The 16,248-nt window shown below is 68.8% G+C and carries 4 protein-coding genes; all 4 read left to right on the top strand.

Annotated elements, in window-relative coordinates; translation table 11 throughout:
- The first annotated feature begins 129 nt into the window (after nucleotides 1-129).
- The 4 genes from ACGFIE_RS13600 to ACGFIE_RS13585 are packed head-to-tail and all read left to right on the top strand — an operon-like array spanning nucleotide 130 to nucleotide 16,206.
- Nucleotides 130-3,033 (top strand): helicase-related protein, encoded by a 2,904-nt coding sequence (locus ACGFIE_RS13600; protein ID WP_393294259.1) that lies wholly within the window; start codon nucleotides 130-132, stop codon nucleotides 3,031-3,033.
- Entirely contained in the window at nucleotides 3,030-7,736 is a 4,707-nt protein-coding gene (locus ACGFIE_RS13595) for an Eco57I restriction-modification methylase domain-containing protein (RefSeq protein ID WP_393294257.1), read from the top strand. The genes ACGFIE_RS13600 and ACGFIE_RS13595 overlap by 4 nt, the downstream gene beginning before the upstream one ends.
- Nucleotides 7,733-14,071, top strand: a complete 6,339-nt coding sequence (locus ACGFIE_RS13590; protein WP_393294255.1) for a DEAD/DEAH box helicase — start codon at nucleotides 7,733-7,735, stop codon at nucleotides 14,069-14,071. The genes ACGFIE_RS13595 and ACGFIE_RS13590 overlap by 4 nt, the downstream gene beginning before the upstream one ends.
- Nucleotides 14,071-16,206 carry a UvrD-helicase domain-containing protein gene (locus ACGFIE_RS13585; protein ID WP_393294253.1) on the top strand — a complete coding sequence of 712 codons (2,136 nt, stop codon included), beginning with the start codon at nucleotides 14,071-14,073 and terminating at the stop codon, nucleotides 16,204-16,206. The genes ACGFIE_RS13590 and ACGFIE_RS13585 overlap by 1 nt, the downstream gene beginning before the upstream one ends.
- The last annotated feature ends 42 nt before the right edge of the window (nucleotides 16,207-16,248 follow it).

Genomic DNA, 16,248 nt, shown 5'->3' with positions numbered 1-16,248 from the left:
TTTCGGACCATACTCTCGGCCTCTCTGCGGAATCGTGAATGATCGTGCACGGTTAGGCTTTCGCCGGGTAACGACCCGAGACTTGTTCGGTGTCGTTTTCGTACGGTTTCGAAGACGGAGCATGCGCCTGTGCCGGCAACCAAGCCTGACGTCCACGGTTCGTTCGCACCAGGATCGGTCGTGGTGGTCCGCGACGAGGAATGGCTCGTCCGCGCGGCCGAGGAGACAGCCGACGGCACCCTGGTCCACGTCCAGGGGCTCGGTGAACTCGTCCGCGACACCACCGCCTCGTTCTATACCCGGCTGGACCGGGTGGTCGTGTCGGACCCCGCTCGGGCCCGGGTGGTGGCCGACGCCAGCCCTCGATACCGCACCGCGCGCCTCTGGCTGGAATCGACGCTCCGGAAGACAGCCGTGCCCCTCGGCGAACGCTCGCTGACGGCGGCGACAAGAGGGCTGGCGGACGCGTTGAGCTACCAGCAGTCGGCGGTACGCAAGGCGTTGGACCCGGCGAACCTACGGCCCCGGATCCTGCTCGCCGACGCCGTCGGCCTCGGCAAGACCCTCGAGATCGGCATGATGCTCTCCGAGCTGGTACGCCGCGGCCGCGGCGACCGCATCCTCGTGGTGACCCCACGCCACGTGCTCGAACAGATGCAGCACGAGCTGTGGACCCGGTTCGCCCTGCCGTTCGTACGACTCGACACCGCAGGCATCCAGCGGGTTCGGCAGAAACTACCGGCGACCCGCAACCCGTTCACCTACTACCGCCGGGCGATCATCTCGATCGACACGCTCAAGTCCGACCGATACGTGGCCAGCCTGCGTAGACAGCGGTGGGACGCGGTGGTCATCGACGAGTCGCACAACTTGTCGAACGCCGCGACTCTGAACAATCGGCTCGCTCGTCTACTCGCCCGCAACGCCGAAGCCCTGATCCTGGCTTCGGCCACCCCGCACAACGGCAACGCGGAGTCCTTCGCCGAACTGGTGCGTCTGCTCGACCCGTCCGCCGTGCCACCGAGCGGGGTCCTCGACCGGGAGGAGGTTCGCCGGCTCGTCGTCCGTCGCCACCGGCACAGCCCCGAGGTCGCAAACGCCGTCGGCGCCGACTGGGCGGAGCGGCAGGAGCCGAACAACGTCCTGGTGCCGGCTACCCCGGCCGAGAACGCGGTCGCCGACGAACTCGAGCACACCTGGCTGTGGCCCGGCGAGGGCGGAAGCCCGTACTCGGGGCCGCGCTCGGCGCTATTCCCTTGGACGCTCGCGAAGGCGTTCCTGTCCTCACCAGCCGCACTTCAGGAGACGATCGACGGCCGAATCGACCGGGTCGGCAAGGACGAGAAGGTGCCGTTCCAGCGAGCGGAGGTCGAACTGCGGGCCCTGCGCCACCTGCGACAGCTCAATGAGCGGACCATGCGAGAGCCGTCGGCCAAGTACACCCGGCTGGTGGCGTACCTGAAGGAGATCGGTGTCGGCCCCGGCTCCTCCACCCGGGCAGTGGTCTTCGCCGAGCGTCTGGAGACGCTGCGCTGGCTGCACCGCAGCCTTCCGAAGGACCTCGGCCTACCGACGAGCGCCGTCGAACTGATGCACGGCGGTCTCACCGACGCCGAGCAGCAGGACGTCGTCGAGCGCTTCAAGCAGGAGCAGGCGGCGGTACGCGTGCTGGTGACCGGCGACGTCGCCTCCGAGGGAGTCAACCTGCACGCCCAGTGCCACCAGCTCGTCCACTACGACATCCCGTGGAGCCTGATCCGCATCGAGCAGCGCAACGGCCGCATCGACCGCTATGGCCAGAAGCACCCGCCTCGCGTCACCGCCCTGCTGCTCGACCCTGCCAGCGAGAAGTTTGCCGGAGACGTCCGCGTGCTCGCCAAGCTGATCGAGAAGGAGAACGAGGCGCACACCGCTCTGGGTGACGTCGCCTCGCTGATGGGGCAGTACGACGTCAAGGGCGAAGAGAACGAGATCCGGTCCGTGCTCGCCCGCACCAAGCAGCTCGACGACGTGATCCGACCGGTCGCCGAGGTCGCCGCCGGAAACGACCTCGCCGCGCTGTTCGCCCAGATCTTCGAGTCCGCCGGGCAGACGACCAGCGAAACTGTGGCCTCTGACTCTACTATGGAGGCTGGCGACGCCGGCTCGGGCCTCTACGACGACGAGATCTCGTACCTGGAGGAGGCCCTGCGGGAGGCGTTCGTCGACCCCACCGCGCCGCCGGCCCGAGGCGGTGTCGGCTGGCGCCGCGACGAGGCGTTCGGCACCGCCGAACTCGTCCCCCCGACCGACCTGGTGCAACGCCTCGACGTGCTGCCGCAGAGCTATCTCGCCGACCGCAAGGTCACCGAACGCCTGGTGCTCGCCACGACCATGGCCCGAGGCCGGGAACGACTCGCCGCAGCCCTTCGCGACCGCAGTGGTACGACCTGGCCTGACGCGCACTACCTGAGCCCACTGCACCCGGTCCTCGACTGGGCCGCCGACCGGGCCCTGGCCGCCCTCGGCCGCAACGAGGTGTTCGCCGTGCGCGGCACCGTGGAGACCCCGACGGTGCTGCTGCTCGGCACGCTGACGAACAAGCGGGGACAGGTGGTCTCCACGGCGTGGCTGACCGCGCAGTTCCCTGCCCCGGAGGACCCGTCGTTCGTCCTGGTGACGCCGCACGAGTCGGTCCGTACCGCGTTGCAGGAGCTGGGCTGGACCACACCGCGAGCTAACCCCGGCCCCGTGCCCTCGATCGACAGTATCGAACCTCTGGTCGCGCCTGCGGTGCACCAGGCGGCGGCCTACCTGGAGAAGAACGTCTTCGAGGCGGCCAGCCGCGACGCCCAGCAACGGGTCGAGACTTGGCGCCGCAAGCTCGACGCGTGGGACGAGGGAGCAGACGTCCTGATCCGGCGCAGCGACGTACAAGCCAGCCGGGCCCGCATCGACGAGGAACGCGAATTGGCCGAATCGATGGCACCGTCCCGACAACTGGTACGCCCACTGCTGGTGGTCGTGCCCGACACGGAAAGCGAGAACGAGTGAGCGGGTCGGACGCGATCCTCGTCGGCGAAGGCTGGATCTCCGAGCACTACTTCACCACCGAGGCCACGAGAGAATCGTTCCGCGCCAAGGTCCTGGAACGCCGCACCGCGTGGGACACCGAGGACGCGGAGAAGCGCCCGACACCACGATCCCGGTTCCTCGCCGCCCGCAAGGAGTTGGAAAGCGACCTGGCAACCCTGTCCGAGCTGCTCGACCCGGCCGCCGCCACCGAGCAAACCGGCAGTCGGACAGCCCACGGCGCACCCGCCCGCGTCGCCACGACGGTGCGCACCGTCCTCGGACTCGACGCGCCCGGGTTCGTCACCGTCGAAACCGGGCCGGTCACCCGGGTTTCCTCGGTCGGCGTGACCGGACCCGCGCCCCTGGTCGTCCTCACGGCTCTGCCCGTGGCCACCGTCGAGGAACTGCTCGCCCGCGACGCGGTGACGCTCGACGAACCGACTCGGCTGACCGAGGACGGCGAGGACGTCAAGAGCGTCGCCCGGCTGCTGTCCGCCCTCTTCGTCGCCGACGATGCCCCCGAACTGGCGCTGGTGCTGGCCGGTCGGTGGGCGCTGCTCGCCGAACGCGAACGCTGGGCCGAAGGCCGCTACCTCGCCGTCGACATCCAACTGGTCTGCGAACGCAACGACAGCAAGAAGGGCGGCGAGGTCGACCGGGCGCTGGCCTGCCTGTGCGCCGAGTCGATCGCCCCGGACGCCGACGGCAAGCTGTGGTGGCACGGCGTGCTGGAGGCGTCGGTCAAACACACCGTCGGCGTCTCCCAGGACCTACGCGAGGGCGTACGCCTCTCCATCGAGATCGTCGCCAACGAGGTCGTCACCCGCCGGCGCGCCCGAGGTCTACCTCCGCTGCCGAAATCCGAGGCCCAGCCACTGGCCAGGCAGTCGCTGCGGTTCCTCTACCGGATCCTGTTCCTGCTCTACGCCGAAGCCTCCCCCGAGCTGGGCGTGCTGCCGGTCGGAGCCCCCGAGTACGACCAGGGTTACAGCCTCGACCGGCTCCGCGAACTCGTGCAGGTCGAACTGGCCACCCCCCGGGCCCGTACAGGCACGCACCTCTACGAGTCGCTGGGAGTCCTGTTCCGCCTCGTCGACAAGGGCCACCCATCAGCTGCCACCGACGACGACGATGATGCCACGAGCATCCCGGGCCTGACCTTCAACCCGCTGCGCGCCGACCTGTTCCGTCCCGAAGCCATCGCCCACATCGACGAGGTCGGCTTGGGCAACGTCGCCGTCCAGCAGGTGCTGGCCCACCTGCTGCTCAGCAAGGAGCAGCGCGGAAAGGACCGAGGCTTCATCTCGTACACCGAGCTTGGCATCAACCAGCTCGGCGCGGTCTACGAGGGCCTGATGTCCTACACCGGCTTCTTCGCCGACACGGACCTGTACGAGGTGGCCAAGAACGGCGACGGCTCGAAGGGATCGTGGGTCGTCCCGGTCGACCGAGCCGACGGCATCGACGCCGTCCACTTCGTGAAAACCGTCGACCCGGTGACCGGCGAGTCCCGCCCGGTGGTGCACAAACAGGGCTCGTTCGTGTTCCGCCTCGCCGGACGGGAACGGCAGCAGTCGGCCTCCTACTACACCCCCGAGGTGCTGACCCGCTTCACCGTCGGGCAAGCCCTGGAGGAACTGCTCACCGACGAGACTCCAGCCGAGCAGATCTTGAGCATGACAATCTGCGAGCCGGCGCTGGGCTCGGGCGCGTTCGCCATCGAAGCGGTCCGCCAGCTCGCCGACCAGTACCTCAAGCGCCGGCAGAAGGAACTCGACCAGCGTATCGACCCGGACGAGTACCCGAAGCGCTTGCAGGAGGTCAAGGCGTACCTGGCCCTGCACAACGTCTACGGCGTCGACCTCAACGAGACCGCCGTCGAGCTAGCTGAAATCTCGCTCTGGCTGGACACCATGGTCGAGGGCCTGTCTGCACCGTGGTTCGGCCTGCACCTGCGCCGCGGCAACTCGCTGATCGGGGCTCGCCGTGCCGTCTACCGCCGCAGCCAGGTCGCCGACAAGTCCTGGCTGGGAGCCGTGCCGCAGGAGGTGCCGCTGACCTCCCTGGTCGAGGACATCGCTGCCGGGCGCGTCGCCACCGACGGTATCCACCACTTCCTGCTTCCCGCCGACGGCTGGGGCTCGGCCGCCGACGCGAAAGAGGCCGCCGCCCTCGCTCCGGATGCCGCAAAGAACCTGAAGAGATGGCGGACCGGCACACGGAACAAACCCACCAAGACCCAGGTCGACGCGTACGCCGAACTCGCGCACCGGGTCGAAACCCTGTGGCAGATCGCGTACCGGCGGCTGACCATCGCCGAGGAGCAGATCCGCCGGTCGATCCCGGTGTGGGGAGCGGGTGAGCTGCCGGCCGGCGGTGCAGTGACCCGCGAGCAGATCGAGACGGCACTCGCCGACCAGAATGGCGCCTACCGCCGGCTACGCCGAGCGATGGACGCCTGGACGGCGCTGTGGTTCTGGCCCCTCACCGACTCGCTCGCCACCGTGAACGGCACCGTGATCGAGCCGCCGACGGCCGCCCAATGGATCGCTGGCCTACAGGCACTGCTCGGCCGTAATCCGGACGTACACAAGCGCAAGCCGGTTGAGCTGCGGTTTGGCGTCGGCATAAGCTGGGACGAAATAGACGAAGCCGAACGCCTGGATCTCGGCCTCGCCAGCGCGGAATCCATCGACGAGGCGCTTCAAAAGCACCCCTGGCTGATGGTCTGCGAACGGATCGCCCAGCGACAGGCTTTCTTCCACTGGAACCTCGACTTCGCGACGGTCTTCGCCCGCGGCGGCTTCGACCTCCAGGTTGGTAACCCTCCGTGGGTGCGACCGGATGTCGATGTCGCAGCCCTGCTGGCCGAGGGGGATCCATGGTGGCAGCTCGCGCTCAGGCCAACCCAGGCACAGGTCGCCGTGAAGCGCGCCGACACGCTTGCCTTGCCCGGCATGACGGACTTCGTCATCGACGGCATCGCGGACATGGTCTGCATCGGATCTTCTGTCAGCGCAACGCCGCAGTACCCGCATCTCGCGGGGCTACGGCCCGACCTCTATCGCTGCTTCATGGAGGGGATGTGGCGGCACGCATCGGAGCGCGGCACTATCGGCATGATCCACTTGAACTCGCACTTCACCGATGAGAACGCTGGCCAACTCCGTTCCGAGCTGTACCTGCGTCTCCGTCGCCACTGGCATCTTGTCAACGTACTGAAACTCTTTGAAATTCAGCACCAGAAGCACTTCGGGGTTACCATCCACGGCTCGCGGCAGTCGGAGCCTACTTTTACCCAGGCGAGTTGGCTCTACCACCCTGACACGGCATTGCGTTCGCTCGCCCATGACGGATCCGGGCCGGAGCCCGGCCTCAAGGACGACGACGGAAACTGGGATGTGCGCCCGCACGGCTCTAGGATCACCCGCGTTACCGGCGAGACACTGCGTTCCTGGCATTCCACCATGGAAAGTGACGAAGTCCCAGTGCGACAGACTCGAATGGTGTACGCGGTGAACCAGTCCGCAGCTGCCGTTCTGGACAAGCTGTCGCAGGCCAAGCGCATGAGCGAACTGGGGCTCCGATTCTCGCAGGGATGGAATGAGACAACCGATCGACGCAAAGGCTACTTCGAGTCGGAGTGGGCCGTACCGGCATCCTGGGATGACGCTATCCTGCAAGGGCCGCACCTGTTCGTAGCAACGCCCTTCTACAAGACCCCGAACCCGACAATGCTCCATCACCAAGACTGGACAGCGACGGACTTCGAGCAGTTGGCGGCCGACGAGATCCCGGCCACCGCATACCAACCCATCGGCGACCGGTACGAATACGACTGCGCCTACACCGACTGGGGTGACGAGGACCATCCTGACCCCGCCCGCGACCACTACCGCATCGCCTGGCGCCGCATGGCCGCAAACCAAGGCGAGCGCACCCTAATCCCGGCCATCATCCCGCCTGGAGCCGCTCACGTTGACGGAGTCTTCTCTGCTGGAGATCCAAACGGGTCGGCTGGCAATACAGGCTTGATCCAGGCCATTCTCGGCTCCTTGATCTGCGACTTCATGACGCGCACTGCCCCGAAGGGCGATATTCGCGGTCCCGGCATTACAAGGTTGCCGTGGATCGACACCGACACTCGATTCCGTGATCTACTGATCCTGCGCGCACTGAGGCTCAACTGCGTGACGAACGCTTATGTGGACCTGTGGCTAGAGGGTTACGAGGAAGAATTCGTCGAGGATTCCTGGGCAGGCGGTTTCGAGCATCGGCGGCGGAAGCCGCTGGAGCAGGTCAGCCCGGAGTGGACCGCCGACACGCCCTTGCGGATCACCGCCGACCGGCGTCAGGCGCTCGTGGAGATCGATGCCCTGGTCGCGCTGATGCTCGAATTGACAGCCGACGAGCTCTGTTCGATCTACCGGACCCAGTTCGCGGTACTGCGAGGCTACGACCGCAGCGTCTACTTCTACGACGTCAACGGGCGTCTCGTGCCTAATTCGGTGCTCACCGTGTGGCGCAGGAAGGGCGACCGGATCACCGCAGAGGAGCGGACCGCGACCAACCAGTCCGGCTACACCTACACCTACGAACTGCCCTTCGTCACCCTCGATCGGGAGGCGGACATGCGGCAGGCGTATGCCGTCTTCGAGCAGCGGCTGCGGGAGCGTTCGTGACCGAGTTGCTGCCCACCTTCCAGGCAGCCCGGGTCCGGCAGGGTCTGGTCGACTACCTGACGACGACGTTCGGGCTGACCGACGGCGACGCACGCGACGGCTTGGATCGGTTCCTTTCCGACCCGGACACGGGCATGTTCAAGGGCCCCTACGTGCGACTGCGGCTGCCGTTCCGGCCCGCCGAGGAGGGGTGGCGAAACAGCCTGGAGTGGTACGAGGGTTTCCCGCCTTACGGCCACCAGGCGGCGGCGTTCGCTCGGCTGGCATCGGCGGTCGGCGGCGAGCCGCGTCGACCGCTGCCGACTTTGGTCACCACCGGTACGGGTTCGGGCAAGACCGAGGCGTTCCTGCATCCGATCCTCGACCACGTGATCCGGGCCCGTCGCGACGGGGTGACCGGCACGAAGGCGCTGATCCTGTATCCGATGAACGCGCTCGCCAACGACCAGGCGGCGCGTCTGACCCGCCTGCTCACCACGCACTCGGCGTTGGCCGGTGTGACGGCTGCGCTCTACACCGGGCAGGAGGGAGCCACCCGCACCACGGTCACCCCGGATGGGCTGATCACGGACCGGGTGGCGATCCGGGACACCGCTCCGGACCTGCTGTTGACCAACTACAAGATGCTCGACCAGTTGCTGCTGCGCTCCGAGGACCAGGAGTTGTGGCTGCAGTCGGCGACGAGCCTTCGCTACCTGGTGTTGGACGAGTTCCACACCTACGACGGGGCGCAGGGTACCGACGTGGCGATGCTCCTGCGCCGGCTGGGACTGACGCTCAAGAGCCATTGGCGTGACGACGATCCACTCGTAGACGACGCCGCCCGGTCCCGGCCGTTGGGCCTGATGACGCCGGTCGCGACCTCGGCGACGCTCGGCGACAAGGGCGACCCGTCGGTGATGCGGGAGTTCGCCCACACCGTCTTCGGGGAACGCTTCGACTCCACGTCGGTGGTCACCGAGACGCGACTGGGCCTGACGGACTGGACCGACGGCGCGGCCGAGGCGGTTGCCACGGCCGGGTTCACACCGAAGAGCCTCGACGAGTTGCGCGCCGCCGGAATCCGGCCGCTGCCGGAGGTGAGCCTGGACGCCTCCGGCGCGGAAGCCGCGTACGCCGTACTCGGGCTGCTGTACGGGGTGACCAGCGACGAGCTCGCCGGTGCGGCGCCGGAGTCGTTGTCGGCGTTGTGCCGGGCACACCCGTTGGTGATCGAGCTGGCACGGTCGGCCGGTCAGGCCGTCGCGCTCAGCGACCTCGCCCTGCAGGTGTTCGGTCCGCAGGCCGAACCGGAGCAGGCCGAGGCGTCGTTGTCGCAGGTCCTGGCGATGCTCGGGCACGTGCGTAAGGTCGTCGGTGGTGGTGCGCTCTCGGTCGACGTGCACCTGTGGGTACGGGAGCTGACCCGAATCGATCGGGCTGCGGCCGCCACGGCGCGGTTCCGGTGGAGTGACGACGGGCCGGTGGTTGCGGGCGACGAGGCCGAGGAGGCTCGCCCGTCGTTCCCGGCGATCTTCTGCCGGCACTGCGGGCGGTCCGGGTGGGGGGTCGGGCTCGCCCCGGTGGGCGACAGCCTGGCCCCGGACGACGAGGGCATCCGTCGGCAGCATGCCGCCCGAGAGGGCCGGTTCCGGCCCTTGCTGTACGCGCCGGCCGAGGCCGCCGTTCGGTCCGACGACGAGTCGCCGGTCGAGGGACTGGTGTGGTTCGCGGTGCGCAGCCGGGAGTTGCTGGGCACGGTCGACGTGGACGATCCGGATCTGCGTGACGGTTGGGTCCTGCCGGTGCTGACGAACGTCGGGGACGCCGCCGACGAGCTCAGCCGCAAGGACACGTGCCCGTCGTGTGGGCAGGAGGACGGCATCCGGTTCCTGGGCAGCGCCATCGCCACCCTGCTGTCGGTGTCGCTGTCCACCCTCTTCGGTGCGCCGAAGCTGGCCTCCGAGGAGAAGAAGGCGCTGGTCTTCACCGACTCGGTGCAGGACGCGGCGCACCGGGCCGGCTTCGTGCAGGCCCGTTCGCACACGCTGACCATGCGTTCGGTGTTGCACGAGGCTGTCGCGGAGGGGGCGCTGACGCTCGACCGGTTGGTGGAGGAGGTGCTGACGAAGGCGGGTGACGATCCGGTCCGGCGCTACCGGGTCCTGGCACCGGACTGCGCCGACCGGGAGTCGTTCACGCCGTTCTGGCAGGCGCCGCGTCAGCGGGCCGTCAAGACGTCGGTGCACTCGCGGGTACGCAAGCGGCTGGCCCTGGATGCCTCCCTGGAGTTCGGGCTGAACTCCCGTATCGGCCGGACGCTGGAGCTGACCGGGTCCGTGGCGGTCGAGGTCGAGGCGGGTCTTCCGGCGCGCATCGCCGGCCTGGCTCGGGCCGCCCTCGACGGCACCGCCTGGCAGGAGCGTCTGGGGTCGGCCGGCGTCGGTGACGACATCCTGGTGCAGTGGGTGCGCGGTGTGCTGGACCGGATGCGGGTACAGGGCGCGATCGAGCATCCGTGGTTCGACCGTTATCGCGCCGAGGACGGCCGCGACTGGTCGATCTGGGGTGGCCGGCCCCGTGGGGACGGCATGCCGGCGTTTCCCCGCGACCGGCCGCGACCGGCGTACCCGAAGGTGGGTGGCTCGCCGGGGCCGACCAACTACTCCCACCTGGACCCGGTGACCGCCCTTCAGTCTTGGTACGCCCGCTGGACGTCGCGGGTGCTCGACGTCTCGCCCCTCGACGGTGGCCGACTCGCCCGGATGCTGTTCGAGCGGCTCGCCCGTGACGGTGTGCTGACCACGACGACCAGCCAGTCCGGGGCCACCGTCTACGCCCTGCCCGCCTCCGGGGTGGTGGTGGCCCCGACGGGCGAGGCCGACCTGGCCTCCGGGCGGCACCTTCTGGTCTGCGACACCTGCCGGGGCAGCATGCCCGGCGGCGTCGCCACCGTCGTCCAGCTGTCCGGGGCACCTTGCCTAAACGTACGGTGCCGTGGACACCTGCAGTCTCAGCCGCTGCCGGCCGAGAACTTCTACCGCCGCCTCTACGCCTCGCCGGACATGCGGCGGGTCGTCGCTCGGGAGCACACCAGCTTGCTCGACGACGCGACGCGTCTGGCGTACGAGGACGGCTTCCGTGGTGCGGCGACCAGCCCGCAGGCGCCGAACGTGCTGGTCGCGACGCCCACCCTGGAGATGGGCATCGACATCGGCGACCTGTCGGCGGTGTTCCTCGCCTCGCTGCCCCGTACGGTGGCTTCCTATCTGCAGCGGGTCGGGCGGGCCGGCCGTCTCACCGGAAACGCTTTCGACCTGTCGTTCGTCACCGGTCGCGGCGAGCACCTGCCGAAGCTCGGAGATCCGCTGTCGGTGATCGACGGCGAGGTGCGACCACCGGCGACCTACCTGGCCGCCGCGGAGATCCTGCGCCGTCAGTACACGGCCTACCTAATCGACGCGTCGGCTCGGGAGCAGGGCCGCCGGCATCCGAGCAGGGCGGCCGGGGCCATCGGGTCCTGCGCGCCGGGCACCTTCCTCGGTGACTTGGTCCTGCGGGCCGAGCAGTCGTGGGAGCAGGATCTGGCCCGATTCGTCGCGACGCTGGCCGACCTACCCGGCGAGGTGGTGGACGGGCTGCGAGACTGGCTGGTGCCGAAGGCCGGCCCACGCAGCAGCGGATTCGCCCGGCACCTGCAGGAGGCGAGCGGGCGCTGGCAGCAGACGGTCGCGGTGCTCGAACAGCGCCGAGCGAAGATCACCGAACTACTTCCGGAACTCGAGGCGCGGGCGCAGTCACCTGCGGTGACCGAGGACGACCGGCAGGCACTGCGGTCCGCGCAGGCGACCCGACAGATGACCAGTGGTCAGCTGGCTCATCTACGTAGCAGCTACTGGATCGGTGTCCTGGAGGAGTACGGGCTACTGCCCAACTACACACTGCTCGACGACACCGTCACCCTGGACGTCGGGCTGTCGTGGATCGACCCGGACGACGCCAAGTACCGCTACGACAGTGCGCAGTTCCAGCGGGGCTCTGCACACGCCCTGCGTGAGTTCGCGCCCGGAGCCACCTTCTACGCCCGTGGCTGGGAGATCGAGATCGACGCTGTCGATCTCGGCCTGGACGGGGCGTCGGTCCGCACCTGGGCGTTCTGCCCGGATTGCGGGTACGCCGCCGATCTGGCGCTGACCGGGAGGGAAGTCGTCCCGGTCACCTGCCCGCGCTGCGGCAGCCGGGGAATCCACGACACCGGGCAACGCCTCGACGTGGTCGAACTCACCCGCGTCTCCGCCGAACTGCGCCGTGACGAGGTGGCCATCTCCGACCGCCGCGACGAGCGAGGCCGGGTCGCCTTCCAGATCGTGACCACCGTCGACGTGAACCCGGACGACGTGGCGGACCGATGGTTCGCCGAGGGCATCGGGCTGGGTTGCAGCCTCCTTCGCTCGGTCGACATCCGCTGGCTCAATCTCGGCCCGGCCGGGCACGGTCCGACCCGTACCATCGCCGGGGCCGAACGGCAGGGAACGTTGTTCCGGGTCTGCTCCGGCTGCGGGAAACGCGACACCGACACCGGCCGCAACCGGCCGCACGAGCACCGCCCCTGGTGCCCGCACCGGACTTCGGTGAGCGAGGTGACCAGCACCGTCGCGCTGTCCCGGACCCTGCGCACCCAGGGTCTGCTGGTCCGGTTGCCCCATACGGTCACCCTCGGCGACGACTTCGCCGTACCGAGTCTGTCCGCAGCGCTGCTGCTGGGCCTGCGGGAGCAGATGGGCGGTCACCCCGACCACATCCGGGTCGAGCAGGTCGTCGATCCGACGTTGTCCGACGGAAGCGACAACCACGACGCGATCCTGCTGCACGACACCGTTCCGGGCGGCACAGGGTATCTGGCCGGCATCGCCGATCCGGACGACTTCAGGAAGCTGCTGGTCCTTGCCTGGAACCGGGTGCGGGACTGCGAGTGCCGCCTCGAGGAGCGGTTAGCCTGCCATCGCTGCCTGCTACCGTTCCCTCCGCCGGGAGTCGTCCGCCGGGTTTCGCGGGCCTCTGCCGAACGACACCTGCACACCCTGCTCGGGTTGGCTCCCGACGTGCACACAGCCGAGGACACGACCTGGACGGTGACCAAGGTGGCCCCGAACGAGGAACCGGAGTCCCATCTGGAGCGTGCGTTCCACCGGGTGTTCCTGGGCCGGTTGCGCCGTAGCGGCGCGGCGGTCGCCGAAACACCCTCCCCGGTCGGCAACGTCGCCCGGTTCACCCTGCCCGGCACACCCCGGCACTGGACCCTGACGCCACAGGTGAACGTCGCCAACTCGCGGCCGGACTTCCTGCTCAAGGCCAACGACACGAACGTGCCCGACGTCGCGGTCTTCACCGATGGCCGGGCCTACCACGCCACCGCCACGGTGAACCGACTCGCGGACGATGCCGCCAAGCGTGCCCACCTGCGTGACCTGGGCATGGTGGTGGTCGCCCTCACCAGCGCCGACATCGCCGCTGCCGAAACCGGCACCCACACCGCGCCGCAGTGGTGGAATGCCGCCCTGGCCGGCAACCTGATGAACGTACCGGGGTTCCAGGCACCGCCGGAGGCGTACAAGGCACTGGGTCGAGGGATGGTCGACTGGCTGGTCGGCTGGGTTCTCGACCCGAACCCGGCTGCGGCGCGGGCTGCCGCACGCGCCGTGCCGATGTTTCTGTCCGCCGGGGCGCAACCGCTCCAGGTTGCCTCGGACGTCACCCTCGCCCAGGTGGGCCGGGCGGTTCTGCTCGGTGAGGAGTCGCCCGTCGGCGAGCGGAGAGTCCACCTGCATCGCAGCGGTTCCCTCGCAGCTGTCGTCGAGATGAGGCACACCACCGGCGTCGAGGTCGCAGTCGTGCTCGACGATCGGTCCGAGATGCTCGACGAGAGACATGCCGAATCGTGGCGAGCCTGGCTGCGGCTCGCGAACGCGCTCGGTCCACGAGACTGGCCGACCGCCGTGACGACGACCAGCCTCGTCGAGCCGATCGCCGGCAGTCCGGACACGGCCGAGCCGCTGCGGCCGGTGGGTGCCTGGGCCGACGTGTACGAGGCCGCGTTCTCGCAGGACGAGAAGGAACTGATCAGCTCCCTGGCCAGCCACGACGTCACACCACCGACAGTCGGAGCGGAGGGCCCGGACGGCATCCCGCTCGACATTTGCTGGCCTACGCTGCGCGTCGCCGTGGTCTTTCCCCACATGCCGCCGGAGGACCGCACCGACCTGGCCCGCCACGGCTGGCGGTTGGTGGCGCCCACGCCCGCCGAGGTCGTCGCTGCCCTGGCCCACGCTGCCGTCGAGACGGACGAAGGACACTGATGCCGACCATCATCATGGGAAAGCTCGCCAGCAAGATCGACGGCTCGGTCCGTGGAAAGGCGATGACCTTCCTGCAGAAGCTCGGAGTCGACGACGCCACCCCGGGCCTGCACGTCGAACCCATCCAGCACAGCGTCGACCCACGGGTTCGCACCGGGCGGGTCGACGACTTCTGGCGGGCCGTCATGTTCCGCCTCGACGGCGACGGTGAAACCCACTACGTCATCCACGGCATCTGGCCACACGACGACGCCATCGGCATCGCACGACGCGTGCGACTGAGGGTGAACCCCATCAACGGCCTACCCCAGATCGAAGAGATCGAGCCTTCCCCAGCCCCGACTTCGCCTCCCGACGAGACCAAGACGAGGCCTACGAAGCCGCTGTTCGCCCAACTCGGCCACGAACGCAGCGAACTCGTCGAGCGGCTCGGCCTCCCTGAAGACGTCGTCACCCAGGCCGTGGCCGCCTCCGACGAGGACGGCATCCTCGACCTCGCACAGCGACACGAGGGCTGGATCGGCACCATCCTGGTCGACCTGGCCGCAGGGGACGACATCGACGCGATCGTCCGACGGATGCAGTTGGAGAAGGCCTCCTCGTCCGGTGACGACGATGCCGACGTGTTGCAGTCACTCAAACATCCGGCCGCCGCGCTGCAGTACGCGTTCATCGACGACCAGGAGGAACTGCGGCGGGTCATCGAAGGCGGCGACTTCGGTGCTTGGCGGATCTTCCTGCACCCCGAGCAGCGTCGCTACGTCGACCGCTCGTACAGTGGCCCGTTCCGGCTCTCGGGCGGAGCCGGCACCGGCAAGACCGTCGTGCTCGTCCATCGGGCCCGCGCACTCGCCCGCCGCAATCCCGACGCCCGGATCATCCTGACCACCTTCACCACCAACCTCGCGGACGCCTTGGGCGACAGCCTCGGCCAGCTCGACCCGCGTGTGCCACAGGCCAAGGCCCTCGACCAGCCCGGCGTGTACGTGACGGGTGTGGACGCGCTCGCCTCCGCAGTGCTACGGACCGCTGGTCGCGGCCTGGCCCCTGCGATGCGGGAGGTCCTCGGCGAGGAGCGGTCGACGCCGCTGGCCCGCACCGCACCGAATCGTTGGCGGGAGGTCATCGAATCGACCGGCACCATGCTGCCGTACGAGCTGGCCAACGAGACGTTCCTCGCCTCGGAGTACGCGCACGTCGTCCTACCCAACAAGGTGCACGACGAGGTCGGCTATCTACGGGTACGCCGACCAGGTCGAGGCGTCGCGCTGGACCGTGCCAAACGCCGAGCCGTCTGGGCACTCGTCGAGGCATACCGGGCCCGCTGTCGGGCCGACGGCGGCCTTGACTTCGCTGAGGCCGCCGCAGTCGCCGCAGCGCACCTGACGGTCACCGACCCGCGTCCCGCCGATCACGTGCTCGTCGATGAAGGGCAGGACCTCTCGCCCACCCACTGGCTCCTGCTCCGTGCCGTCGTCGGGGAGCACGCCGACGACCTGTTCATCGCCGAGGACTCCCACCAGCGCATCTACGGCACCCGCGTCGTGCTCGGGCGGTACGGCGTCGCCATCGTCGGTCGCTCCCAGCGGCTGACCCTGAACTACCGGACCACGGCGCAGAACCTGCACTACGCCATGACGATCCTCGGCGGCGGCCAGTACGTCGACCTGCAGGACGAGCCGGAAGGCACCGGCTACCGATCGGCCCGCACCGGCCCGATGCCCATCATCGAACTCGTCGACTCCCTTGCCGAAGAAGCAGCGGTGGTCGTCCGACACGTGCGCACCTGGCTCGACGCCGGAGATCCGCTCGAGAACGTCGCCGTCCTGGTCCCCGACCGGTACCACCGCGACCGCGTCGTCACCGTTCTCACCGATGCCGGCATCGATGCCCGCGCCGTGGACCGTGACCGCCCCCCGGCAGGCCGGGTACCAGTACTCACGATGCACCGTGCCAAGGGCACCGAGTTCTCCAAGGTCCTGCTGGCCGCAGGCAAACCATCGCCGGCGGAGATGGAACGCCTTGCCTTGCTGGATCCTGCCGAGCGCGCGGACGCGGAGCTCCGGGCCCGGTCGTTGACCTACGTCGCGGCGACCCGGGCGCGTGACCAGCTGATAGTGGTGCAGCGAAGCTGACAGCCGAGTAGGAGGCCTGGGAAGAAGGCCACGCCCGATGTC

It is taken from the genome of Micromonospora sp. NPDC049275 (assembly GCF_043197115.1).
Lineage (GTDB): Bacteria > Actinomycetota > Actinomycetes > Mycobacteriales > Micromonosporaceae > Micromonospora.
This window is presented reverse-complemented; position numbering and strand designations above follow the sequence as displayed.

Excerpts from the sequence above, each read along its gene's own strand:
- ACGFIE_RS13585 (WP_393294253.1), top strand. The coding sequence starts at position 14,071 with ATGCCGACCATCATCATGGGAAAGCTCGCCAGCAAGATCGACGGCTCG.